Below are 25,008 nucleotides of genomic sequence, written 5' to 3' on the forward strand. Positions count from 1 at the left end.
TATATTTCAACTGAATATCTATTTACTCGTCAATTTCATTTAATAATTCTTTTTCAATTTCCTTTTCAAGCAAAAAATATCTTCTAATTTCATCCCAGCAATCCGAAAAGATTTCTTGAATCTCTACTTCCTCTACATTGTAATCACTAGAATCTGTATATATTTTAAGTTCATCATTAGCAACGTCGAATTCAGAATTAAATATTGTATCACCCATTGGGTGTAGGCCTGAAATTTTTAAGGATAGCCCCAGAGAAACAGTTATTTCTCTCGTTTTGTCATCTTCGTAAAGAAATGCACTAATGTTGAATTTATCATCACTTCTCTCAAATATAACTTCTTCTTCCCACTCGTACTCCATTAGAAAATCCATAATTTCTTCTAATATCTTTCTTATTTCATTCTTAACCTTACTAATCCTTATACAATACGCCTCTACATCTATTTCTTTCAATCCTTCATAATCATACATTGGAAAATGTCTTCCATCATTCTCGAGACCTCTAAGATGAGCAATTATCAAGTCATTTTCAAAATCAATAATAAGCCTTTCAGGAATAAATATAAAATCAATATAATTATTACTTACTTCAGAATTAGCTCCTGAAACTTCATAAATAATAAATGTATTTGAGCTAGAGACTTCGGCCCATGGTTTTTGAGTTCCTCTTATGTCTGTGCTAGATTTAATATAATCTGGAACTATTTTGCCTAAATAATTCTGCAATGATGTACTAGTAATAAATCGTTCACGTTCAACTGCTTCGGGGGCTTCTCCATTTAATGCCTTTATCAGAAAATGTGTCCATATTCCATGTTCTAGTTCTGGACTACCGTATGATTTCTCTCCACGTGAACATGACAGAAACATAGCTCTATAATTGCTTGATCGCACAAAATCGCTAAACTCTTTGGTATTCATATCAGCAATAAAATCTCTGCTAACTAATTGCTCATCAATATAACTCGCACATGCATCTATAAATATCAAACATTGATTACATCTTGAGTTTCTTAGTGGCTCCATTAATATTCGGTTTAGTGAAACAGTAGTTTCTTGTATATTATTTGGGTGAGTGTCCCACGTTGTTATTTTGTTATATCCTCCATCATAAAATCCATGACCAGCATAATAGAAAATAAATCGATCACTTTCAGTAAGATTTGATATCTCATATTGAAGTTCTTCATTAAGCGCGGATTTTGTCGCATCAACATCAAGCCAAAGCTTAATATTTTCTTGAGGTACTTTAAGATTATTTATAAGCCATTGTTGAAATGCTATTGCATCATTCCTCGCATAATCAACTGTCTTGATTCTAAATTGATAATTTTCCACTGCTATTATTACTGCGAATGTATTCCCATGAAATCCTAAATTCATAAAACACCACCCATGAATCTGTATAATTTCTTCGAGCAACAGGACGTTGCGAATATAATACTTTCACTCTCTCTGGGGCAGATCTTTCAGATAACGTTCTTGTATTCACGAACCCTCACTGGCTTAAGGAGCGAACGCGCCGGGTCCGACGGACTTAGCCAGTGCAGATTTGTCCGGCTGCTTCCACTCCCCCAAAATGTCTCTGCCGGACCGAGGGCCGAATGGCCCGATGCGTGAATATTTTGTTATCTGATGCCAATGCCTTCTTGATTAACTTTCAAATGTTGCTTTGACTCGTTTTGAGTTTTTAAAATACAAAATCCATATTGATCCAAAAATAATTGTAGAGATTAAACTTGGGAGTTCATCTATTTTGTTAATTGTGAGAATGAAGTTTAAAAATCCAAATATTATAGTGATTATTTCAATTTGAATTATTATATTTGGTCCTTTCCTTTTCTTCTTCAATATAAGCACTAGAGAAACAATAATTAAGACTTCAGAAAATAAATATATTCCGACAGAAATAGTTCTAGCAAGATTCCAACCAATTGTTCCAACTAACATATAAATATAAAATTCGAAATAAAGACCTATTAAATTACTTATAAGTAGATAAAAAGAATAGATCACAAAGAAAAGCAGCCAGCCTTTAATTCCACTCATACTATTCTGAGATAATTGCATTATTGGCTCCTTAATTTTTGTCTTTTATTTGCATTGAGCATTGGTTTCAGATAACGTTGTTGTATTCACGACGCCCCACCACCTTAAAGGAACGAGGTGTCTGGCCGCAGCGCGGTTGGGTGGTGGGGGTGTGTTCGCCTGAATCCACTTTCAGCTTTGCCTCATCGGGCGAACCGAGGGCCGAAGGGCCCGAAGCGTGAATATTTTGTTATCTGAAGGATCGGTCTGCTTGAACTACTATCAATAACTATTCAACCTTTACTTCAGCAATAAAGAAATTCTCTCCAGGTATTGAATCTCCAGCCATTCTTCTTATCATTGACAATTGACCAACATGTGTCATTGCATCTGATAATGGTCCTTGAATCAGTTTTTCGATAATTCTATCTTTGTTTGGTATTCCATTTGATTTCATTAAATTGTCTAAGTTATGCAGCTCATTAAAAAATGTCTGTACTTCGTCATTCCAGTTTCCTGATTCTTTCTTAAGTTGTACTTGGTTATCAAAAACGGATTGGGCATATCTTATGACATCAGACATGTGTGCCAAAATTTCAATTGGAGTTCTTACACCGTTACCGAGCTCATAATTCGGGTAATTACTTGGAGCATTTAGAATTGCTTTTGAACATCGATACCAGAGAGACGAGAGGTAATGTCTTAAAAAGTAAATTTCATCCATTTTTATTATCCCCTTTTCTAATTCTTCTCTTTTTAAAGGTCTACCGATCTTTCATATAACGTTCAGGCATTCACGAACCCTCACTGCCTTAAGCGACCAACGGGAGCGGCCGCGATGCGGTTAGGCAGTGCAGGGTTGTCCGCCTGTTAATCTTCCCTGAAAATCCTCGGGCGGACCAAGGGGCGCGACAGCGACCCGCAGCGTGAATGTTTTGTTATCGGATGTCAATACCTTCCTCGACCTCTAAAAATCTTGGAGTCAGTTTCGCTTTTGTTTTTATATCTTATAGTTTTCTTGCCTTTATCACAAAAGTTACTGGAAGCATTTTTGCTCTCTTTGCCATATCGCTGTTATCATCCCGCAATTGCATAAACTCATAATCACATTCCTCAATCATTAGCTCAATTACAAACCCAGCTTTTGCAAGCGCGTTTACATAAGTTGACAGCATACGGTCCGCTAACAATAGCTCACCTTCATCAACTGCTACCGGATACCAACCTTCATTAAAGTAACTCTTATTAATTACAAACCTATCATTTTCTGTAGTAACCCATCTGTGTATAGGGTGAGACCAACTGAAAATAAATAGCCCGTCTTTTTTAAGGTAAGAAGATATTCGTCGAAAGGTACCCTCAAGATCGGTGGTCCAACCTATGGCATAAATTGAATAAACATAGTCAAAATAATCCGTCGGGATGCCGCATTCTTCTTCCATGGGAGAACATATCAATTTTGCTGCTATTCCACATGACTTCAAATGTTGCGCTGCCTTTTCAATTTGTCTTTCTGAAATATCCACAGCCCATAGTTCAGATGCGTTTCGTTCCCCTTGATATTGCAAGGATTGACCATTTCCGCAGCCGATCTCCAGCAGTTTTTTTCCTGAGATATCACCAAAGAGCTGGCACTTTTCTTCTGAGATAAATGCTCCATAATAAGGGAGCACGATTGCTTTTAAGAAGTCATTGCCTTTGGTATCCCAATATAGGCTGTTTGTTTTATAAACAACATTCTTTTTTAACTCTTCCGAGCTGCCGACACCATTTTCCCCGTCAACAATAATGCTTCTTCTATTTAATGAATTCTTGTCCATGAAGGCACCTTCTCTTAGTAGATATTTATATTTGAGCATTTCAGATTTGCATTAATTTCTGATAACGTTTGTGTATCTACGAACCCTCACCACATTAAGGACCGTAGGTCCGGCCGCGATGCGGTTAGGTGGTGCAGGGTTGTCTGGTGAATAGGCTTCCTCAAAATCCCTCTTGCAGACCAAGGCCGTCAGGACGCAGCGTATATACGATGTTAACTAATGTTCCGGCCTCCTTCGAAATAATCAATACTCTGGTCTTTAAATAGTTCTTTCAATTCCCTTGATGTTTCACTAACAAAGATCTTAATAATTTCTGCTTTAAAATAGATAGGTGCTATATGAGGTTCATTCTTTAGATCTTGCAGCCATCTCACCTTATTATCCCTATACTGATTGACTTCAAGCTGCGTAATGTAAGGATTTATTGTATATCCCTTAGCTTTTAAGAGTTTTGTAAACAGTTTTTCAGTACTTCCCATTGATCTTAAGAGATCAAATTCTACTTGGCTAACTTCAAGGTTATATGTCTTTCTAATATCATTCTTTTCGCCTCTGTAGTTTTTCTCAAAATCGAAATAGACGGTATCTGTCCACCTTAAATCTGTATAAATATGTGAAAAGTAACCTATAACAAAGTCCTTCCATTCTGGCCCCGCTTGCTTCAGTAAATATTCCTTGCACTTCTCCATGATCAATTCCTTGGCTGGTAATTTATCGTTATGTACGAGATGAGTCACACCTTTTTCTTCCCTGGATACCTTCCCTCTCATATGAATCGCATCCGGAGCAATACTGCCTAATAAAAAATTGGGTGAGGGGTCATTAATAGAAAGGTTTTCTGAAATTGCAAAGTGTACCATAGGCCAAGGCAAATTAATTCCTCCTTTGATATTTCCTTCAATCATGAACTTGTCGGAATTTCAGTTAACGTTCCTGTATTCATGAACCCCGAAGGGGTTGTCTGCTGAAATGCTTCCCTGAAATCTTCTCGCAGACCAAGGCTCCAAAGGAGCCGCTGCTTGAATATTATGTTATATGACGGAATCGCTTCTTCACTACTGGTTTTCTTCGGGTACATACTCAATTAAATCTGATAATTTGCAGTTAAATGTATCGCATAGCTTGAATAAAGTTTCCAGCTTTGTTGTTTCTATATTCGTTTCCCTATACAACTTGTTGATTGAATTCCGACTTAAGCCCGATTTCGCCATCAATTCTGTTATATCATCTATTCGATGTTCTGCCATGAGTTCTCGTATATTGCACTTGATTACGTTCATCTTTTCCCCTCCATAATTCTATCTTATCTCCCATACCAGCAATCATCAACGAAAAGCGAAGTTTTAACTCTATAACGTCAAATATTCACCTTGCAATTAACTTTATAAGGTTATATAATAACTCTGTAGAGTTAATTAGAAGAGGAATAACATATGATTAATACATTAGAATCATTAACAGAGCCGCTTATAAGAATACGTTTAGAATTACTCTTCGCTGAGCTTCTGGAGTACCATACGGAGTATAATCAGCTTTCTTCGGAGACAGATCGATACTTTAGAACGCTTCGCGAAGCGTTACCCGATCAACTTCAACATACGGTTTTTCTGTACGAAGATGCTCAAATATCTCTCCAATCCATCTTAGAAAGAAGCATCTACATACAAGGTTTCAAAGACGCTCTACAACTCTTTAGTGAATTGAAAAATTCTAACATCTAGAGGATCATATGATCCTCTTTTTCTATTTCTATTTCTATTATTTCTGATTCTGTCGTATAACGTTCCTGTATTCACGACTCAGCGTATGCTGAGTGTCCAGCGAATGCCGGACCCAGGACGAATGTCCGCAGCGTGAATATTATGTTATAGGATGCGCCCTTCTTCTTTGAAATTACCTTCAAATCATTCTCTATCCTTAGTCTTTAATCCGATTTTTGTTCTTCAAATACTCTTTGATTTTATCTGTCATTAATTTTGAGCGTTTATCAAATCTTGAAAGTCTCCCTGTCTTGGATCTTCAATCTGTATCCATTCCAGCCTTCCAAATCGATCTTCACAATATTCCTCAGCTTCAATCAAGGTTTCAAACCAATAGTCTTGCGTGCATGGTAAATCTTCTACGGTTGTATACGTGAACACGTAGACTTCTTGATCTACTTCATACACCATGACTTTCTTTACTTCATCTTTGAGATCTACAAAAGCATATTCCCTCATAGGTTTTCCTCTTGTTTTTTGGGTTTAGGGTGTTTCCTATAACGTTCCTGTATCCACGACGTCCCACCGACTTAAGGACCCGCCAGGGTCCGGCCGCAATGCGGTTAGTCGGTGCAGATGTGTCCGCCTGATTCTACTTCCCTGCCATTCCCCTTCGGGCGGAACAAGGAGCCGCAAGGCTTCGAAGCATGGATATAATGTTATAGGAAGTAGAAGCCATCATTGAATTACTCTCATAATTTTAAAACCGGTTTGTTATATTCAGAAATCCCTTTGAAATTAGGTTGTTCATTTATATACTTGTTCGTGTAAAATATATTTCATATAAATAATGGGCTCTTTTTATAGGATGGAGATGAAGTGTGTTAGGTAACTTTTAACATTATTGCAACTTTGTTTGTAACCATAATAGGAAGTATCGTAGTTCCGATACTTATTGCAATTAAGCAAAAGAAGGATAGAGAAAAACTACATTTGAATTTTAGGTTAGCGATAAGTACATTGGGAGCAGGAAAAGAATATCAGTACCAGTATACAATAGTAAATACTTCTCAAAGAGTAACCTATATTACCGAAATATACATTGAAAAATACGAATTTGATCAGTTTATCTCTCGAATAAGACATATATCACAAGTTGTTGGGCCTAATGGAGACGCTCTTAACCGAAATGTTCTACCTAATACGTCTTCAGTAGGGTGGCTACCTGAAGAGGAAGATTACAATAATCCTAATATTTATATTCGCTTAGCCGTTTATACACAAGATTTAGAAGTATTTAAGTCTGATTTTTTTGATTCAAAAACAAATGAACAAATTACTGAATCTGAGATGAAGAAAATTAAAAAGAAATTCAATAGATAAACGATCCGTTTCCAGATTTTCTTTTGAATTGTATTTTTGAATCGGATCTTTGCTTCTATTTCCTATAACGTTCTTGTATCTACCAACCCTCACTACCTTAAGGTCCAAAGGACCGGTCGCGACGCGGTTAGGTAGTACAGGGTTGTCTGCTGATTCAGCTTCCCCGAAAAATCTTCGGCAGACCAAGGAGCGAATGCGACGCAGCGTAGATACTATGTTATGCGCTGTTTCATTCTTCTTCGATTAACTTAAAACCCATTTCTTTTTTCTTATTACTTCTTTCATAGTATAATCATAATTAAAATATTCAAAAAATTCTCTTAAACACGGATATAAATTATGCTCATATTCTAAATCTTCTAATATTGTTGCTAATACTCTAATGACTTCTAGTATGTGATATACTGCATAACCTTGAATTTTTTCGTCTTTAATCGATTCTTGCATAAACTCTTTTGCATTATTAATCAGCTCATTTTTTTCATTGTATATAATTGTATAGCTTTTTTCATTTAAGATATTTAGAAGTATATCTTGTTGTTTATTTACTCTCTGATTATTGATAAGATACCTCTTTTCTAGTTTATCTTGAATATTACTCCATTGAATTAATGGGTCAATTGATGATTTCCTACCTGTAAGATAATCTAAATTATAATATCGATCACTGATAGCGAACTCGGATAAGAATTTCAATATCTCAATGGATAGATCATCTACTATTAATATATCCTCATTAATTGCAAATTCTATTACAGAATTATACAACCCCATCAGGTTGTGACTGAACGATTTCATTGTCTTATTGTCTGGAAAACTATTACATTTCCCTCTATGATTTTGTATTATTATTAATTTCATCATTCTTTCAATCCCAATACTTAGTTGAAAGAATGATTGATAATACTCACCTTTTTTATGAACCCCAGCTTTCCTTAAGGAAGTAAGTCCATATCCAATTGAGGTAGAAGCAAGGTATCCTTCCTTGATCAACAAAGATTCATGATATGTATTCATAGTATGTAATCCCTTCAGGTTTAATGAAATTGCGCATAACGTTCTTGTATTCACGAACTCCCGTAGGGAGTTGTCGCAGCGATTGCTTCCTCGAACCCACGTCTGCGACCGAGGGCGTCAGCCCGATGCGTGAATGTGGTGTTATGCAAAGTATGACCGCTTCTCCGACTAGCGTTCAGGTTTGTTTCCTGTAAAAATTTCGAAGGATTTTTCAATATTAGTTTCATTTACGTAGACCTTATCTTGAGTAAAATGATAGGCAGTAAATAAAAAATAACATGCTAGTCCCACCTGCAGACTTTGCTTCAGTACATGTAATGTAGAAATAGTTCCTATCTTTCCAAAGTTGGGCTCCCAATTAAATTGCATGATATGCCCTTCACCTTCCAAAGTAGCATCTACGAAAAAAGTAGAAGTATCTGTACTCGGGTGTGAAAATTGACACAAAAACGCATAGTTGTGTTTAAAGAAATTCTCATCGAATGCACTCTCAGTATGATCTTGTAAGAATTTATCAAGTGCCCCTATCATTGCTGAAACTGTCGGTGTCTCAGTCCTAAAAAATGCATCATTTGAATCCCGAAGCTTAGGGTTATTATAATAAGCTGCACCATAGGATGTTTTTGAAATGAACCGTTGTAATTTATCTTTATCATGTTCGACAAGAATTTCAAGAGAAAGGCAAAGTAAACCAGATAATTCTAAGTGGTGTCGAATTAATATGGCAGAACTATAAAGGTCACCAACATCCATTAGTCTACCTATTGCTTCTTCTAAATGCCTCATTTTTACGATGCAACCCTGACTAAGTCCCTGTATCCAACAATTAATATCATCAGGTTCAGCAATAATTAGTGTCATTTTGTCATTCTTTTTTGTATTATCGATTTCCCAAACCATCTGTGGCTCATAATATTCTTCAAGTATAATATCGTCATAAAACTCTCGTATTGAGTCAATTTCTTTTGCCACTTGTTTTTCTTTCTTTTTAAGGTTCTTTAGTTTTGAAAACATTATGTTTTTCCTCTCTTGGTCATATTTCGCATAACGTTCTCGTATTCACGACATCCGACGTAGTCGGATGTGTCCGGCTGATTCTGCTTCCTCGTCCTCGTCTCCTGCCGTACCAAGGGCAATATGGCCCGTAGCTTGAATATTATGTTATAAGATGTTGGCGCCTTCTATGAAATACAACCCAATCCCTTATTCTTTCTCATATCTTTCAAATATATCTTTAAGTTTTTGATCGAGTAAGGATGCTACATCTTTACATAAATCAGAAATATCCTTAAGACAATCTCTTTTTTTGATCATTTCTTTGTTTTTTGAATATTCTTCATCCAGGTTACATAGTGACGCTATGTAATATTCAGGTGCTCCCGCCCAGTCAATTACTGGAATTCTACTAGAACTATATCGCTTATTTCTATCAGCCAAAGCAAATTCGAACATTGTCACCAATGACCTGTTATATATTTCATTCTCATATACAATATAATCATCTCGTTGTTGCACTGCATCCATAACCAAACTTTTATCATATGCTATCATCTTAATATTCTCATATTCTTCTGGATAAACAGTTTCATAGTCAACAATTTCTCCATCGTAATAAATCGGAGCTTCACCTTCTATAATGTCGCCATACAATCGAATAAATCCCTTAGTAAACAAATCTACAATGATATTGCCACAAATATTAATTACATCGATTTTATTAAATGAATTCACTAGATTGTCTATATCATTTAATTTTAATAAAAGTTTATCGTCTACTCTATATTTGTACTGCTTCTGCACTATTTCTTTCATGAACGAAATCTCTAATTTAGAAAATAAGTCTCCACTCTTACATTTGTCAATCAACTTGAAACTTTCTTCAATTAAAGGAATATACAACTCGTTTTTTCTTGCAATAACAGTTTCAAATTTCAGTTGATTATAAACAGTAATATTACAATCCTTCATAATTGGGCTTAGTTCACCAGTAGTGCTGTATTTATTTATCATGCGTATTTACCTTTATATCTGAACTATGAATTATTGGACTTTGATTTCCTTTAGTCGCGAACTTATTAGTTTCATACTTCTTTCCTGAAAAAAACCCCAGAATTAATCCAGAAATCAAGCCTGAAATAATACCAATTAACAGAGATCCTGTAGTAGTTGATGGGTTAAGTAAATCAATTATAGCTTCCATGAATAAACCTCCATAATATGTTTAAAATATTCTTGCGCCAATTTCTTATAACGTTCCCGTATTCACGACCCAGCGTATGCTGGGTGTCCGGCGTATGCTGGGTGTCCGGCGTATGCCGGACCGAGGACGAATGTCCATAGCGTCAATATTATGTTATGTGTTGCTTCTGTCTTCCTGCATTACTCTCGAAGGTTTTCTCACCACCGGGCGCGCTTCGATTCCGGATCTGCTCCGTCGATCAGATATTCAACCATCTCAGCTTTTAAATTACCCTTAAATCTGCCTTTCAGAAGTTACGTTTAACGTTCCCGCAGTTTCCGATGTTCCTTTCTTTTAACTCCTTAGCGGATAAAGTGGCACAGAGCTTGCTTCACAAGGACTATGACATTAAAAGGAGTGGAGGAAAATGATGTGTTAGACGATGCACAGGAAACTATGCAAAATAATTCTTTTTAGCCCACTTTTCAACTATTTGATCTAAAAATTCTCGATGTTTATAGCTTTGAGAAACATACCATGCATTTCTTTCATCTTTAGGTAAACAGCTTATCGCTGCAATAAAAGCTCGTCTCTCCCAAGATGGCATTGTCATAGTGTTTTTTAATTTATTTTCTCTGAAATAATCAATAATCCCTGCCCTTCCAAAACACAATAGCAATTCTCTTGATGTCATTTCATCCGAATACTTTTTCTTTAGCTCATTAAATTTTCCGATATTATTCCACTCCTGATTTTTAGTAAACAAATGTAATAGCCATGCTCTGTTATATTGAAGTTCCGTAATAAAACTGTCATTAAACAATTCTAATACCCTTGCTCCAATATGATGCTTTTGCGCTTCACTGAATGAACGTACTCTTGAGAGGTAGTTTATAAACGAATGTATTACTGGAAATATTTTAACGATACTACTTTCTTCAAGGAAAATATCTGCCACTTCTGTATTGTCGAATCTAGCTAAATTTTCTATGAGAAATTTAATTAAACCTAAATCAACAACATCCTTCTCTATTTCTTCACTTAGTAATTCAATAATATTTAATTGCTCTAGTTCTTCTCTATCGTCATCATCCAAATCGTAAATATCAATATCCTCATATGAATTAAGACTAATACCAATTTTTTCACACAAATTGTAGAATTCATCTAAGACTCTATCACTTTCCTGTTCTTCAAACACTCGAAGATAATCTTTTCGGAAATCATCTATTTTAAGTATTTTTGTCTTTGATTCATTTAGTTTCAAATTTCGAAGATCATAGTATTTTTGAGCTAGAAACGAAAGATTTCTATATGCTTCTGTTTCAGATTCACAAAATATTCTTATATCATCAACATAACGAACAAACTTAATATTGTTTGCAATTAATATTTTATCTACTTCATGCATAATAAGTTCTGCTATGGGACGACTAAATTGCGGTCCTATTGGTAAGCCTTTGTGTGTTTGACTAATATGCATGCCTTTAATTAATCTAATTAAAGCGTTCGCATGTTCAATTTGTCCAGAAACCGCCGTTGCTTCTCTTAAACATGTTTCTATATTATGAAGATATATACTTGGGAAAAAATCAGCTATATCACTAACTACTACATGTGAATACTTACCTGTTTGACATACAGAATACACCTTATCATTAAACCTTTTCCAATCATAATTTGCATCGTAAAGTGTTCCATCTTCCTCAACTTTCATTCTGTACGAAAAAACAATCTCTTCTGAGATAGGAATACGTACGTTTTCTATTACCTCACAAATTTCATACAAAACCGCGTTATATATTATTGAATCAATTGGATCTAACTGAGTTGAAATCCTAAATCCAACTTGACTTTTAGGTGTGATTTCAGTTCTATATGTTTGCAAACCAAAACTAGATACGTCTATATTTTTTATATATTTTATAACTTCATCCTTATTTTCATTTATTGCATCAAACTCAAATGGCATTGGAAACACATAAGTGTCATTGTATTTATTTATGTGGTTTAAAGCCCACTCAATCGAATTTTCTTTCAATTTTAGCATTTACACTACCTCCTGTTGACTGTATTTCATCTAACGCTCCTGTATCCACGACCCGATATATGTCGGGTGTCCGACGTATATTCGGGTCGTGGATATTATGTTAGACGTTGCTTCTGTCTTCCTGAATAACCCTCGACGGCCTTCTCACCGCCGGGCGTGCTTCGGTTCCGAATCCGTTTTGTCAATTTGATTAGTTTCAACCATTCTCCGCTTTTAAATTGCTCTTAATCAGCCTTTCGGAAGTTACACATAACGTTTCTGTATTCATGAACCCCACAGGGGTTGTCTGCTGAAATGCCTCTCCGAAATCCAACTCGCAGACCGAGGCTCCAACGGAGCCATAGCTTGAATATTATGTTAGATGAATACTATGCCTGCCAGATTTCTCAATCAAGTTCCTTATTTCTTTCTTCAAATATCCCCCGCTTAACTTCATCCTCAATCATTTGCTGCGTTATTCCTGATTTTCGATATAAATCACTTGATATTTCCATTAATCTATTATCCATTATTTTTACTCTATTAACGAAACTGTTCAATTCATCTATTAGTTCATTTCTACCTGTTTTTGTGAATGTTAGTTCTATCTTCTCCTTAAAGAAATCATGTACTATGAAGTTCCGTAATTTTAATATTGCCTCCAATTCGTCTATATCTTTATCTTTTAGTTCAAACACTTGCTTTATTTCGTTTATTAAACGTCCCATAGTAATTGAAAATTTTCTTTCGAATAATGCTTCAAAATCATCTTCAGTTGGAACTAATCCCTGAGATCGCTTAAGTAATACGATCATATTAACTAACTGATGTTCTAATACTTGAGAATAAAAAACAGCTAAACCAAAATGGGCATAGCATTCTTTACTATGTTCACTTTCTTTATACTCTTCTTCGAGCAACTTATATCACCAGCCTGCATAGATTTCATCTAACGTTCTTGTATCTACGAACCCGAGAGGCTTAAGGAAGCGTACGCGACCGGGTCCGACAGACTTAGCCTCGAAGGGTTGTGAGCTGAATCATCTTCTTTGCTATTTCATCTTGCGAACCAAGGGCGAAGACCGAGCGTTAGATACCTTGTTATAAGATGTCAGCATCTTCTTCGAGATACTAAAAAATATAAGTTCACCTGTCAACTTTACAACAAACTTTGTGTTTGAGAAGTTGATCTACTTTTAATACCAGCTCTGATACCTAGTTGTTGGAAGACTTTGGTTTCCACTCTTTCCAGAATTACATTCTCTACATAACAATTGAATATTTGAAACATCATTAAATCCATATAGATTCAAAGGAACGATATGATCATAATTTTCTTTGTTATCCAGAGATAAGTATCCACTCAAATCTTTACCACACGTTACACACATTCCTCTGTCTCTAAAATAAACAGCTCTCTTGACCCATTCTGGAATGTTCACTCGATATAACTTATAATCATCTCTAACAATTTCTTGCAATTCACGATCCAATACAGTTTGCTTTGCCACTTCATCCCCATTACACATTTCTAGGTATGAGGCAAATAGCTGATTAAATTCTTGTAGTAGTTCTCTATTTAAAAATAATATATAAAATACATCTTCACCTAGTGATTCGATTATCCGAGAGTACTCATCTGTCTCGTATAAATATAAATAATATTCGTGAAATTGATCTTCTGATAACTCATCATCAATATCCTCCCTCCAATTCATAAAGGATAAATGATCTATCTTGTACTCACGAAATACATACTCAAATGGCGTAATATATGTCGGATTATCGAAATCATAATTTGTTCTATCACGACACTTTGATTTTGATAAATTTAATGATTCCTCATAAAATAATTCATCTATTACAAACTCAATAAATCTATGAATATTACTTTTTTTTTCCAAATGGTTGTACGAAATCTAAAACTCCACAATTAGCAAATAATACTTCGAAATTTCTAAGGTAATTAAAAGAATTTTGAATTACACCTTGTACAATATTTGCATAATGATATGTGCCAAGATACTTCATATCAATGTAAGACAAACTATATACCCCTTCCTTTTATTTATCAGATAATACCGCAATAATATAATGTATTAACAAAAACTATATTGCTTACGATTCATTGTCTTCGCGCTGATTTCTTATAACGTTCCTGTATTTAAGACGTCCGACGAAGTCGGATGTGTCCGGCTGCTCTACTCATCGAAATTCTACTGGCCGGACCGAGGGCGTATGCTCAATGCTTGAATATTATGTTATGTGATGTATCAGCCTTCTCCGAATTCCAAAAATATTACTTTGCTCTTTTTATTCATTATTGAACATTTTATTCATTCCTTCTGCTGTAAATAAATCATCACTGCATAAGGCCATTGTAGTAAAGCCTGAAGATAGAAAGACTTCAGCATTAGCATTAATCGATCTTTCCGGTTTGAATGGTTTATCATCTTTATGTGGTCCATCATGTAAATAACCTAAGTCAGTTCTTCTAATTAATTGATGCTTTAAATAGCCAGCTATATAGTGATCTTGTGTAACTTCTAAATAAACTCTATCGCTAGTTTGGTAGACTCTAACCGAAGAAACAAAAGGATTTATATACGTATTAAATAACTCTCTAATCTTAGGTAAAATTTCTATTGCTTCAAAACTATCAAATTCATTATATTTCGTTTTTCTCTCGGAGAACTTTTGAATTAATTCAATCGCCTTATAAAGTGGAAAACTAAAAAATTCTCTATTAGCGTTTACTCTAAAATCGTTCAATTCATTATGTATAGCTTTTTCTAATCTATTACAGTCAGTAGAAAAAACTTCATAAGCAACTTTAAAAGGGGTAGGTATTCCAGTGTTACTAGATAGTTGCTTCGCCCTTTCGCTGGAGCTTAATGAAGTCTTTCCAATTTTAATTAATCCCTTGAAACTTTCATTTATAAGTATGTAAACATACCCATTAGACATGTATTACACCCGCTCTCTTCTAATATTTCACATAACGTTTCTGTATTCATGAACCCCGAAGGGGTTGTCTGCTGATATGCTTCTTCGAAATCCATCTCGCAGACCCAGGCTCCAACGGAGCCGCAGCTTGAATATTATGTTATGTGATGCCATTGCCTACTTTGACAAGCTATCTATCATTGTTAAAAGTAATTGTTTCAATATTTTTTCCTGCAGAAAACTCTAACTTGAGTTTATTTTTTATTTCTTCCAAACTAAGGTCACTAATATGAATTTCATTGTAAAAGTCTTCAACCCATGAGTAAATTATTCTGTATGAAAAGGCTTTAAATATTAGCGATAATGCCCAAAAGCAACCAACAAAATAAAAACAGTACACTGTTACAAGCCTATGATCAAAAATCAAGTCTATGATAAAGGGAAAATTATATAATGAGGATATAATAATTATTAGGAAAATTATCAGATTAATAATCTTTTTATGAATTTTCTCGTTCTGCTCTTCAGGCTTTATTTTTTTTATTGCATTTCTACCCATAAAATAAATTAGATATAATAATGCAATAAACTGCAACATTATTCTCCAGAATTCTAACTCAAAATAAAAACAAAACACAAACATAACAAGAATTATAAATATAAAAATAATAATTTGAATAAAACTAACCATTTGAAGCGGCAACATGTATTTAATCTCTAATTTATTCCACTTTTTCTCGGCATTATTATTCTGTTGTATTTTTCTAAAAAAAGCATTAAATATATGCGATGAAATAACGGATATTCCTATAAAATAATTCACTAATATACTGGCTATGTAATAATCATGTAAATCTGGTCGATTCGAAGGAAGATTCTGAAGTGCAAATAGTAGGCTTCCCATAATAAATACAAACAATGTACCCAATTTAAAGGTAGCATTATTCATTTTATTCAATGAAGCTATTTTGGTCTCTTTAACAAACTCAATTAATAACTTCTTTTCATTCTCATCTTGCATCAAAGTAATGTCCTCCTATCAATATATTCGCGATGGTTTCACATAACGTTTCTGTATTCATGAATCCCGAAGGGGTTGCCTGCTGCAATGCCTCTCCGAAATCCTTCCCGGCAGACCAAGGCTCCAAAGGAGCCGCTGCTTGAATATTATGTTATACGATGGAATCACTTCTTCGATTAACCAGCATTCATTCTTGATTCTAATCTGTCATTGTTCTGCTATATGTTCCAATAAATCTCCTGGCTGACAACCTAAAGCCGCACATAATTTATCAATCACTTCTAATGACACATATTCGTTTGTATTGAGTTTCGCCATTGTAGCAGACGAAATACCCGTCATTTTCAATAAATCCTGCTTCTTAATCTCCCTGTCGATCAATAATTTTTGAAAAGGTTTATAACTAATCATCTGATATTCCTTTCACACATCAAGTGAATTTTTCTTTAATTATATGAAAGTATATTTTCTTTATCAAAAACATCTTCAACATGTATTGACTTAATTATTTGATATGATAAAATTATATTTAATAAGTTGAACTTTTATTCATAAAATCAAATACATTGGATGGTGTTCAAAATGCATAATTCTTTAGAAGTCTTACTTGATTCACTGATTCATACTCGAATTGAATCTTTATATGGTGAGCTTATCAAAAACAACTCCAGCTACAACCAGTTCTCATCCGAACGGAATCTCTACTTCAAGCAGTTACATGAAGGAGTACCGGAGAATATACAGAAGACCCTATTCCTTTACGATGATGCTGAGCTTTCTGTTCAAGCTATTTTAGAACGTGAAATTTATTTGCAAGGTTTTAAGGACGCTCTTCACCTGCATAACGAATTACATATATATTTAGATTGAGAGCCTTCTGGCTCTTTTTCATTTTGATTCTGTCGTATAACGTTCCCGTATTCATGAACCCCAAAGGGGTTCTCTGCTGAAATCCCTCTCCGAAATCCACCTGTGCAGACCAAGGCTCCGTCAGGAGTCGCAGCGTGAATATTATGTTATGTGATGTATTCGCTTTCTGAGCTAATTACAATTTATTTTCAATAAAAGGAAGTTTATCGATACTTATCAGCATCTCGCGTACTTCTTCAAAAACCCAATCTAAATCTAAGTCTTCATCATTGATATCTATATTCCAGTAATGATGCAAATTAATTGATCTTACAAAGTGTACTCCATTATTATTAAGTGTTATTTCCCATGTTATCTGAGGTTTATTTTGGTGTTCCATTATTGTATTAATAACTGTTATTAATTCTGTATTTATCAAATTCGATTCTTCTTTAAACCCTTCTTTAGCCTCTATGTTATATTTAATTTCAAGTTCCAACACTGCTTCCCTATTCTCTTCATCATGGAAACATTCTTCAGTTTCATCATGGAATAATGCACAATTTCCTCCGTAGATAGACTCAGCCGTCATCGTACTATCCCAGCTAAAACTAATTTCTGCTCTTGTAATATACGGAGATCTTTTATCCTTTACTACACAAAGACATTCAAATTCTTTCATTAGAGTAACTAATTCAAGGTTATGTTTTATAATATATGGATTAAGTCCTGCTTCCTTCATCGAATTAATTATTTGACTAGTAATCTGTTCGTAAGTTAACATTCGGACACCTCTATTTTTAAGTTTGCCTTGCGGATATTTCACATAACGTTTCTGTATTCATGAACCCCGAAGGGGTTGTCTGCTGAAATTCCTCTTCGAAATCCTTCCCGCAGACCAAGGCTCCAACGGAGCCACGGCTTGAATATTATGTTATCGGATGTTGCTGACCTCATTGAACTACTACCAAGATCCTGTTCTTATATATTCCTTGAGTTTCATACATCCAATATCATAAAAAGAAACAATACTATCTTCAGGTCCGTTAATAATTCTTTTATATGCTTTTATAATTGGATTTGCTTTTATTTTATTTATTTCAAGTAATAATTCTCCATCTTCAAAAATCCATTTACACGGTTCTCCAATCGACTTCTTCATTACTTCTCCAACATAAGTTCCCCATACTACTGCCATTGACCAAATTTGATTGTCAGTCGGCTTCTCTTCCTCATCAGCATTCATAAGCTTGTTCCAATTATGATTGAGAATTTCCTCAACAATGTGGATTGAAGGTTCTTCAAAGGTTAGGTTGCAATTGAAGCTTTGTGCATAACTAATAGCCAATTCGCAATATTTGTTTATAGTCTCCTGAATCTCCAAATCCTCCATTGATTCCTCCTGCTTTTGTATGTGTTCCAGCGATTTCCGATAACGTCTTATTTACGAACTTCCGAAAGAATACTCTCTTTGTCATATTCACGAACTTCGTGAATCCTGCACTTTTCTCCTTATTCCCGCACTTTCTGCGTTTCAATCGTCCAGCCCGCCCAGCCGATCCAACGGACTTTGAATCCGCCCAATGTCCCTCCTGCTCACATGTGTATACCGCTCTGTCGTTCGCACACTCTGATGCCCTAGCAGTTCCTGAATATAGCGAAGATCAATCCCATTCTCCAGCAAGTGGGTCGCAAAGGAATGCCTTAGCGAATGGATACTCACCTGTTTGCGAATGCCCGCTTTAGCCAGCGCTTTTTCAAACACTTTCTGCGCTGAACGTTCCGTCAGGTGGCGGCCTTCCCTCTGTCCTGGAAACAGCCAGTCTTCTGGCTGCTCCCCCCCTATATACTGCTCGACCACCGCAAAAGTCGCTTCGGATAACAGCGTTTGCCGATCCTTCCTGCCCTTTCCCTGACGAACTTTCAGTACTTTACGTTCACGGTCGCAGTCTTCAAGACGCAACCTCACCACTTCGCTTATCCGCAGCCCGGATGTATACGTCAGGTAGAGAATAGCCTTATGCTTTGGATTTTTCACTGCTTTCAACAGACGCATAACCTCATTCAGGGACAACACATCTGGCAGTTTACTCTCCTTTTTCGGACGAACATAGGCGGCGGATTTGGGCTGCTTTAGCACATGGCGAAAGTAAAATTTCAGCGCGCTGATCGCTTGGTTAACATAAGCGTGTTTCGAGCAGCGCCAACGCATATTTTTGCACCGTCGCATCATTTATGCTTGCTTCGGTCCCTTGCAATCTTGCAAAAAAACGTTCCGTTTGCGATATGTATGCTTTAATCGTCTTGCTGCTGTCCCCCCTTGCCTCCTTAGTATATCAGCCGTTCAAAAAATTGGAAATCTAATTTTACACAAAAAAAAGGGACTTAAGATGGATATTCATCTTAAGTCCCTGATTCTTTCAGAGTGAATTATTGATCCATTAAGTCCAATTTTCATCATCATAAAGTGTCTTGCCTTTACTTGTCCAGTTCCTCCGTCACATCACCGTAGAAACAAAAGAATAGCCCGATTATTTTATTAAGAAAATAAGGATAAGCCGCTAAAAAGCCCGCGCTGATCGCGGGCCTTTGCTGCATATTAGTCAAAATCATACCTAAGCTTGTTACTCAACCTTAAACTGTTTTAATTCGTCTTGAAGCTTATTGGACAATTGGTTTAATTGTTTGGAGAGTTCAGCAACCTGTTCGAAGCTCTCCAATTGTTCCTGCGTGCTGGCGCTAACCTCTTCGGTTGAAGCGGAATTCTCTTCGGTGGTGGAAGAGATGATCTCCAGCGCCTGCAAAATCTCATCTTTGTGCTTGTGGACTTTAGAGGTGTTCGTGCTGATCTGGATCATTCGCAACTTTAAATCTTCCAAATCCTTGTTAATGCTAAAGAACACTTGCTTCGTGTCCTCTACCGATCTCGCGTTTTCTTCTGCGATTTTCAGACCGTGAACTGTATGCTCAACCGATACACTGGTTTTTTCTTCGATGACACGGACCTTCTTGTAGATTTCCTGTGTCGCGAGCGCTGTCTGCTCAGCCAGCTTGCGAACCTCTCCGGCAACCACAGCAAACCCTTTGCCCTGTTCTCCTGCACGCGCAGCTTCAATGGAAGCATTGAGCGCCAGCAGGTTGGTCTGCGTTGCAATTTGGTTGACCGTATCCACGATGCTGGAAATCTCATGACGGCTCAGATCAATTTCCTGAATAATAGACGACATCGCTTGTGTGGAATTATGATTTTCCTCTGCCCATCTGGATAACTGATCTACTACAGCAAGCCCTTGTCCGCTTTGTTCGGCAGAGGTTTGCACCATCGTTTCGATGGTTTTGGCATCATTAGCAATTTCGTCAATTTGGCCGGATAAGGCTCCGGTTTTTTGTAAAATGTTATCCGTTTCGATGGATTGGTAGTTCGTTGCATTGGCAATTTCATTAATTGCTGTCGCAGTATCGTTCATCGTGATCGCGGTTCTGGAAGAAATGGATTGCAAATCATTTGAAGACTGATTCAAGACTTGAGCTGAGCCGCCCACCATTTGGAGCATGCCTTGAATTTTTTGAACCATATTGTAAATTCCTTGAGAAATTTGCCCGATTTCGTTGTTGGAATGCGTATCAAACTGAACGGTCAAATCCCCATTTTCAATCAGCTTGATTTTGGCAAGCAATTTCGGGATTGATCTCAACAGATAGCGGAGCGTTATATAACAAATTATAACCAGCAGGATGGTAGCTGCAGCAAAACCGCCAATCGTAATCCAGGTAAAGGTTCTTAGTTCTGAGAGTGCCTCTTGTTCAGAGATGGTTAAGCCTACGGACCACCCCGTATCTTTACTGGTTGCATACCCAATGTAACGACGCTCGCCATTATCATTAATCAACTGTACTCCAGACTCACCAGCAATCATTTTCTTACCGATCTCGCCAAGATCACCTGTGCTTTCGTTAATCTTTTCTTTCAGCACTTTATTTTGATCAGGGTGATACAAAATATCACCTGTTTTGGACGCAAGAATCGAATAGCCTGTGCTTCCAAGCGAATAGCTTTGCATAACAGCAGGGATGTCTTTGAAAGCAATATCGACAGCAGCAAATCCGATTAATTGGTTACTGCTATCCTTGATTGGATAGAAAATGCCCATGACCACATTCCCTGTATTGACGTCCTTATAGGGTTCTGAGTAGTACAAACCGTCTGCTTCAACAGCCGGCTTGAAGTACGGACGCGAATGGATATCAAAATCCGGTTTGGAAGCAGCACCATCATTCTGAAGAAAGAAGCCCTTACCAGATATGCCTGCAATCCAGGCGTCGGCAAAAGATGGTTCTTCCTTGACAATCGCTGCCAGAGTCGCTTTGGTTGCCTCAGCATATGGAGAAGTTTTCGCCATCTCTGCTGATTCGGTGGTTTCTATATACTGCCGAAAAAGATTATTTGTTGCCATTTGTTTGACAAGTGAGCCCTTTTCCTTAAATAACGCATCAAATTGACTGACAGTGGCCTGCGTCTTGGTCTGGAGCATGGCCTCTTGCTGCTTGACAAGCATGCTTTGCGTGCTCGCATACATGAACGTCCCCAAGGTTGCAAAGACGACAACGATAATGACTAACAAGACCATGGCCAATGTGTTGGCGATACTGGATGATCTGAATACGCGCTTCTTCATATTTTGTGACATGCTGCCATCTCCCCGAGGAATATTGAGCGAAAAGCTCTTAGATAATATGTCGGAAGTTTGCAGCTGTTTGAATAGGTTTTTAGTATACACAATTTAAAGTTTTGCTATCTGATTCCTCATAGATTTCCTCCCAACCCATTCAGTAACTCCAGCAAAAGATTAGGGCAGCACAAAGAGCCTCCGTCAGACGCAGGCTCTTTTCTAAAAAAGCTATGAACACGCGAGGTTTTGCAGACTTAAAGCGTTCGAGCGATCCGTAAGCTCAACCTTTATTCTCTATCGTTAACCCAACTGCATCGTTGTGATGCATGTATCGTCTTTCTCATATGTAGAGAATTCCGTTTGGGCCGTTTTGCCTTCATGATTCACGCTAATGCGGTAGGTTTTATCCCTTGGCAGCCACAGATCAATAAAACCATTGGGTTGTGATTTCATGGCAGCATTCTCCATAATGACATTCCCTTCGGAGTCTTGAACGGTCACATTGAATTCTCCGTTTTTTATTTCACCTTGGCAGCCGGTTAGACTATGAGTTGCACAAGGGTGGGTCTCTTCTACATATGGCGCTATCGAAACAAAAAACTCGTTGTCAGGCAAATCATAAGTTATGGGTTGGGTATTGTTCCCGGTGACTATCAACTGACTGGAATTAATAGAAGCGGATTGGGCTATTGCCTTGCCTGCACTGATATCATGCACCAATTGCTTGATATCTGTTGTCCCGAGCTTGTCCGCTCCTTCTTTCTGCATATTTCCTGCAATCAGGTATGTGCCCAATGCTGCAACAACCAACCCTGAAGCGACCAAGATTCCTTTTTTCATCTGGAGTTCATCTCCTTGTCCGTTTTTAATCATTATAATAGAGAACGCGCCGTAACGGACAAAATACAGCATTGAAGTCACCAGATATTCACATCTTTGCTTGTTTATTCAGACATATCTGGGGCACAATTCTTTTTAACGATCCCGGTTCACAATATAATTCATTAGATGCTTCAGAAAAGCGATATTGCGTGGCACCTCTTTTAATGCTTCCATGGCAAGGCAGTAGTGCTCCCACATTTCTTTACTGGCACCTTCGTAACCAAGGATGGACACGAAATTCGAGTTATTGTTATCCGAATCCTGGCCCACAGGTTTTCCAAGTAAGAGCGTATCTCCTTCCACATCAAGCAAATCATCTTTGATCTGGAAAGCAATCCCCATATGATAGGCGAATTTCTGCAAAGCGGCAATCTCTGATTCCTCGGCCTGTGCGAGCATGGCTGGCATAACGAGACAAGCCTCGAACGCCACTCCTGTTTTGTAAAAGCACATCATATTCAGCTGCTCCAAGGTCAAACTCTTTCCTTTGGAATCCAGATCCATCGCCTGACCCATACACATATCCTCTGCCTTACGGGCCGAGTATTGGATCAAGGCAAGTACCGTCTCAGCATTGAACTGGTTCAGTGACGATTGCTCCCCGATGGCCTTTTGGATCAGATATAGACCGGTTAATTCCGCAGTAGCACTATTGTGCACCTGATGTAATGTCTGACGCCCTCTACGGGTAGAGGCGTTATCCTGGGAAGGCAAATCATCAAAAATCAGGGAGGCTGTATGCATATATTCCAATGATCGCAGAAGAGGTACAATTGCCGATGCGTCTAATCCATATTCATTTACGCCCATGACCCAAGTCAATATAGGTCGTATCCTTTTCCCATCCCCCTCTAGACTGTAATTGGCAGCATTAATAAGCTGTTCTTTCATGGCCTCGATCCCAGAAGGCTTGGTTATTTTCAATTGGTTGTTAATCTGGTCCCGGACGGTTTTGACCGTATTCATAAAGTCTTCCTTTTCCCTCGAATCGTTTTTCAAATGGGTAATCATCTGGTCCCGAAGCAGCTTATCGAAGAAATCTACATCCTCTGCTTTGCCCACCATTTTCTGAACGAGACGATTGAATTCAGGATTCCCGGATGCAAAAATCTCCATTATCTCATTGTACTTTTCTGCACCTACTCGTTCTTTATAACGTTTGAGTCCATTTATTGCACGGTCCAGTATCACCTCACGAGCCGTGGCATCGGAATGATACACGTTATGGATCAAATTAGAAATGACCGCCCAGTATAGTTCGAAGGGATTGATCAAATCCGATCTCTGCTGATGATATTTTAAATAATAGGTATAGGGTGTTACTGCACCGTCTCTCATATCGTCAGCCATATCCGCAAAATCATCAGCAAGCTGGTTATAGATACCATAAAAGAATGTTCGTTGCTCAAACCCTTCATCCTCAGGAGCACTAATCACGGAACGGACAATCAAGCGGGAAGAAGCAGATTTTAAAATCACCGGTATATACAGCTCTTCATTGGTGTAATGAGTTCGCGTTAGATCCTTATCCCGGTCGATATCTTGAGAATGAAAAAAAACATAGGACTGCTCGAAAAAGGTTTGCTGTGTGTCTGGCCGCTGATGTGCCTTAATATACTCAAAAGCATCCGAGAGCTCCGAATGGATATAGCGAATGAACTTCATATGCTCGCCAGTCCAGTCGCCCAGCTCTGGCACAGATCCGGTAAGAAGCGCGCTACGTATCATGTGGGAGTATTGTTCTTTCTCTTGAACGGTCAACAGCTGAGAATCGAGAAGATCATCAATAAAAGGATAGGTCAACCCATAGGAATACCCAAGCCTAATCGCTTCATCCAGTCTGCGCGAACGCTCAACAGGTGGCACAGCTTCGTCCATTTCTTCCATCACATGCAGAATAACCCCAATGATGATTTTAATCAGTTTGCGCTGAGCGTGCTCTGCATCCATTTCCTCAGGAATATGAGAAGATACAGAGTTAAGCTTGTTGATTAGCCAGATTACAGTGGCTTCGATCCCTTCCTTTTGAGACCACCGATACACCCCGGCTATATTCATAAACTCCGGTTGATTTCTTCTGTTAGCACGGGTAGGGTGAAGCAAATATCTTTTCACGTCAGCAATAACGCGCTGAATCCGGGTCTGTGTGTGTGCAGAATCTAGAGCCTTGCCTAGATCCCTCATGTAAATATAAGAGACACTTCGCTTCAGATAATCATCCAATTTGCCTGTGTAACTCAGCCATTGAATGTATCTGTCATAATCCCGAGTATCCGGCTTTCTCTTATTCCGCGAAATGAAGGATAACCATGAAGAAGGACGGATATGATTCCTTTTCCATATATGGATATCTTCTGTAAGAGAAGTCACATAAGTCTTATCCTTGACCTGATTATAGAGTGATGCAAAATACTGGAGCGCCTTCTGCTCAGCCAGCTGGTATCCTGTATCGGCTCGAAATTTTTCATTCATATGATGCATTA

Annotated in this window: 26 protein-coding genes; 3 read left to right on the forward strand and 23 right to left on the reverse strand. The window is 37.4% G+C overall.

Annotated elements, in window-relative coordinates:
• Positions 1–22: 22 nt before the first annotated feature.
• The 6 genes from EGM68_RS17795 to EGM68_RS17820 form a co-directional block, all read right to left on the reverse strand.
• Positions 23–1,384, reverse strand: a complete 1,362-nt coding sequence (locus tag EGM68_RS17795) for a caspase family protein (RefSeq protein ID WP_129549693.1) — start codon at positions 1,382–1,384, stop codon at positions 23–25.
• 270 nt (positions 1,385–1,654) lie between these two features.
• On the reverse strand, positions 1,655–2,071 hold the full coding sequence (locus EGM68_RS17800; protein WP_058829979.1) for a DUF2569 family protein: 417 nt from the start codon (positions 2,069–2,071) through the stop codon (positions 1,655–1,657).
• Between the two features lie 247 nt (positions 2,072–2,318).
• Positions 2,319–2,753 (reverse strand): hypothetical protein, encoded by a 435-nt coding sequence (locus EGM68_RS17805; protein ID WP_129549694.1) that lies wholly within the window; start codon positions 2,751–2,753, stop codon positions 2,319–2,321.
• 283 nt (positions 2,754–3,036) lie between these two features.
• Entirely contained in the window at positions 3,037–3,849 is an 813-nt protein-coding gene (locus EGM68_RS17810; RefSeq protein ID WP_129549695.1) for a class I SAM-dependent methyltransferase, read from the reverse strand.
• Between the two features lie 212 nt (positions 3,850–4,061).
• Positions 4,062–4,721 carry a hypothetical protein gene (locus tag EGM68_RS17815; RefSeq protein ID WP_129549696.1) on the reverse strand — a complete coding sequence of 220 codons (660 nt, stop codon included), beginning with the start codon at positions 4,719–4,721 and terminating at the stop codon, positions 4,062–4,064.
• A 183-nt stretch (positions 4,722–4,904) separates the two neighbouring features.
• The gene (locus tag EGM68_RS17820) at positions 4,905–5,129 is read right to left on the reverse strand and encodes a helix-turn-helix domain-containing protein (protein ID WP_010345209.1); all 225 of its coding nucleotides are present in this window, start codon (positions 5,127–5,129) and stop codon (positions 4,905–4,907) included.
• Between the two features lie 153 nt (positions 5,130–5,282).
• Here EGM68_RS17820 and EGM68_RS17825 point away from each other — a divergent pair, with 153 nt between their 5' ends.
• Positions 5,283–5,570 carry a DUF6809 family protein gene (locus EGM68_RS17825; RefSeq protein WP_023989605.1) on the forward strand — a complete coding sequence of 96 codons (288 nt, stop codon included), beginning with the start codon at positions 5,283–5,285 and terminating at the stop codon, positions 5,568–5,570.
• Positions 5,571–5,819: 249 nt separating this feature from the next.
• Here EGM68_RS17825 and EGM68_RS17830 read toward each other — a convergent pair whose 3' ends face one another.
• Positions 5,820–6,068, reverse strand: a complete 249-nt coding sequence (locus EGM68_RS17830) for a hypothetical protein (RefSeq protein ID WP_129549697.1) — start codon at positions 6,066–6,068, stop codon at positions 5,820–5,822.
• A gap of 474 nt (positions 6,069–6,542) precedes the next feature.
• On the opposite strand from EGM68_RS17830, the gene EGM68_RS17835 reads away from it, so the two are divergent.
• Entirely contained in the window at positions 6,543–6,932 is a 390-nt protein-coding gene (locus EGM68_RS17835) for a hypothetical protein (RefSeq protein WP_129549698.1), read from the forward strand.
• 243 nt (positions 6,933–7,175) lie between these two features.
• Here the strand turns inward: EGM68_RS17835 and EGM68_RS17840 are convergent, their stop codons facing one another.
• The 10 genes from EGM68_RS17840 to EGM68_RS17885 all read right to left on the reverse strand — a co-directional run bounded on the left by EGM68_RS17840 (position 7,176) and on the right by EGM68_RS17885 (position 16,535).
• The gene (locus tag EGM68_RS17840; RefSeq protein ID WP_129549699.1) at positions 7,176–7,949 is read right to left on the reverse strand and encodes a hypothetical protein; all 774 of its coding nucleotides are present in this window, start codon (positions 7,947–7,949) and stop codon (positions 7,176–7,178) included.
• 168 nt (positions 7,950–8,117) lie between these two features.
• Complete coding sequence (locus EGM68_RS17845; RefSeq protein ID WP_129549700.1) at positions 8,118–8,963, reverse strand: hypothetical protein; 846 nt, start codon at positions 8,961–8,963, stop codon at positions 8,118–8,120.
• A 189-nt stretch (positions 8,964–9,152) separates the two neighbouring features.
• Positions 9,153–9,959: a hypothetical protein gene (locus tag EGM68_RS17850; protein ID WP_129549701.1), complete on the reverse strand. Its 807-nt coding sequence runs from the start codon at positions 9,957–9,959 to the stop codon at positions 9,153–9,155.
• On the reverse strand, positions 9,949–10,149 hold the full coding sequence (locus EGM68_RS17855) for a hypothetical protein (protein WP_129549702.1): 201 nt from the start codon (positions 10,147–10,149) through the stop codon (positions 9,949–9,951). Before EGM68_RS17855 ends, EGM68_RS17850 begins: the two co-directional genes overlap by 11 nt.
• A 433-nt stretch (positions 10,150–10,582) precedes the next feature.
• Positions 10,583–12,178 carry a reverse transcriptase domain-containing protein gene (locus EGM68_RS17860; protein WP_129549703.1) on the reverse strand — a complete coding sequence of 532 codons (1,596 nt, stop codon included), beginning with the start codon at positions 12,176–12,178 and terminating at the stop codon, positions 10,583–10,585.
• Between the two features lie 386 nt (positions 12,179–12,564).
• On the reverse strand, positions 12,565–13,077 hold the full coding sequence (locus tag EGM68_RS17865; RefSeq protein WP_129549704.1) for a hypothetical protein: 513 nt from the start codon (positions 13,075–13,077) through the stop codon (positions 12,565–12,567).
• A gap of 276 nt (positions 13,078–13,353) precedes the next feature.
• Positions 13,354–14,061, reverse strand: a complete 708-nt coding sequence (locus EGM68_RS17870) for an HNH endonuclease (RefSeq protein WP_129549705.1) — start codon at positions 14,059–14,061, stop codon at positions 13,354–13,356.
• A gap of 409 nt (positions 14,062–14,470) precedes the next feature.
• On the reverse strand, positions 14,471–15,124 hold the full coding sequence (locus tag EGM68_RS17875) for a GIY-YIG nuclease family protein (protein ID WP_129549706.1): 654 nt from the start codon (positions 15,122–15,124) through the stop codon (positions 14,471–14,473).
• Positions 15,125–15,293: 169 nt separating this feature from the next.
• Positions 15,294–16,127, reverse strand: coding sequence for a hypothetical protein (locus EGM68_RS17880; RefSeq protein ID WP_129549707.1), 834 nt, complete (start codon positions 16,125–16,127; stop codon positions 15,294–15,296).
• 204 nt (positions 16,128–16,331) lie between these two features.
• Positions 16,332–16,535 carry a helix-turn-helix domain-containing protein gene (locus tag EGM68_RS17885; RefSeq protein ID WP_010345194.1) on the reverse strand — a complete coding sequence of 68 codons (204 nt, stop codon included), beginning with the start codon at positions 16,533–16,535 and terminating at the stop codon, positions 16,332–16,334.
• Positions 16,536–16,706: 171 nt separating this feature from the next.
• Here EGM68_RS17885 and EGM68_RS17890 point away from each other — a divergent pair, with 171 nt between their 5' ends.
• Positions 16,707–16,994, forward strand: coding sequence for a hypothetical protein (locus EGM68_RS17890; RefSeq protein ID WP_129549708.1), 288 nt, complete (start codon positions 16,707–16,709; stop codon positions 16,992–16,994).
• Between the two features lie 175 nt (positions 16,995–17,169).
• Here the strand turns inward: EGM68_RS17890 and EGM68_RS17895 are convergent, their stop codons facing one another.
• From EGM68_RS17895 to EGM68_RS17925, 6 genes are all read right to left on the reverse strand, one after another.
• Positions 17,170–17,757 carry a hypothetical protein gene (locus tag EGM68_RS17895; protein ID WP_129549709.1) on the reverse strand — a complete coding sequence of 196 codons (588 nt, stop codon included), beginning with the start codon at positions 17,755–17,757 and terminating at the stop codon, positions 17,170–17,172.
• 180 nt (positions 17,758–17,937) lie between these two features.
• A complete protein-coding gene (locus EGM68_RS17900; RefSeq protein ID WP_129549710.1) occupies positions 17,938–18,366 on the reverse strand; it encodes a hypothetical protein in 429 nt (142 codons plus the stop codon).
• A 141-nt stretch (positions 18,367–18,507) separates the two neighbouring features.
• Positions 18,508–19,185 (reverse strand): tyrosine-type recombinase/integrase, encoded by a 678-nt coding sequence (locus EGM68_RS17910; RefSeq protein WP_129549712.1) that lies wholly within the window; start codon positions 19,183–19,185, stop codon positions 18,508–18,510.
• A 412-nt stretch (positions 19,186–19,597) separates the two neighbouring features.
• Positions 19,598–21,661, reverse strand: coding sequence for a methyl-accepting chemotaxis protein (locus tag EGM68_RS17915; protein ID WP_129549713.1), 2,064 nt, complete (start codon positions 21,659–21,661; stop codon positions 19,598–19,600).
• A gap of 282 nt (positions 21,662–21,943) precedes the next feature.
• On the reverse strand, positions 21,944–22,483 hold the full coding sequence (locus EGM68_RS17920; RefSeq protein WP_129549714.1) for a CueP family metal-binding protein: 540 nt from the start codon (positions 22,481–22,483) through the stop codon (positions 21,944–21,946).
• A gap of 135 nt (positions 22,484–22,618) precedes the next feature.
• Entirely contained in the window at positions 22,619–25,006 is a 2,388-nt protein-coding gene (locus EGM68_RS17925; RefSeq protein ID WP_129549715.1) for a polyprenyl synthetase family protein, read from the reverse strand.
• Positions 25,007–25,008 lie beyond the last annotated feature (2 nt).

The organism is Paenibacillus sp. M-152, assembly GCF_003856555.1.
Taxonomy (GTDB): Bacteria; Bacillota; Bacilli; order Paenibacillales; family Paenibacillaceae; genus Paenibacillus; species Paenibacillus polymyxa_C.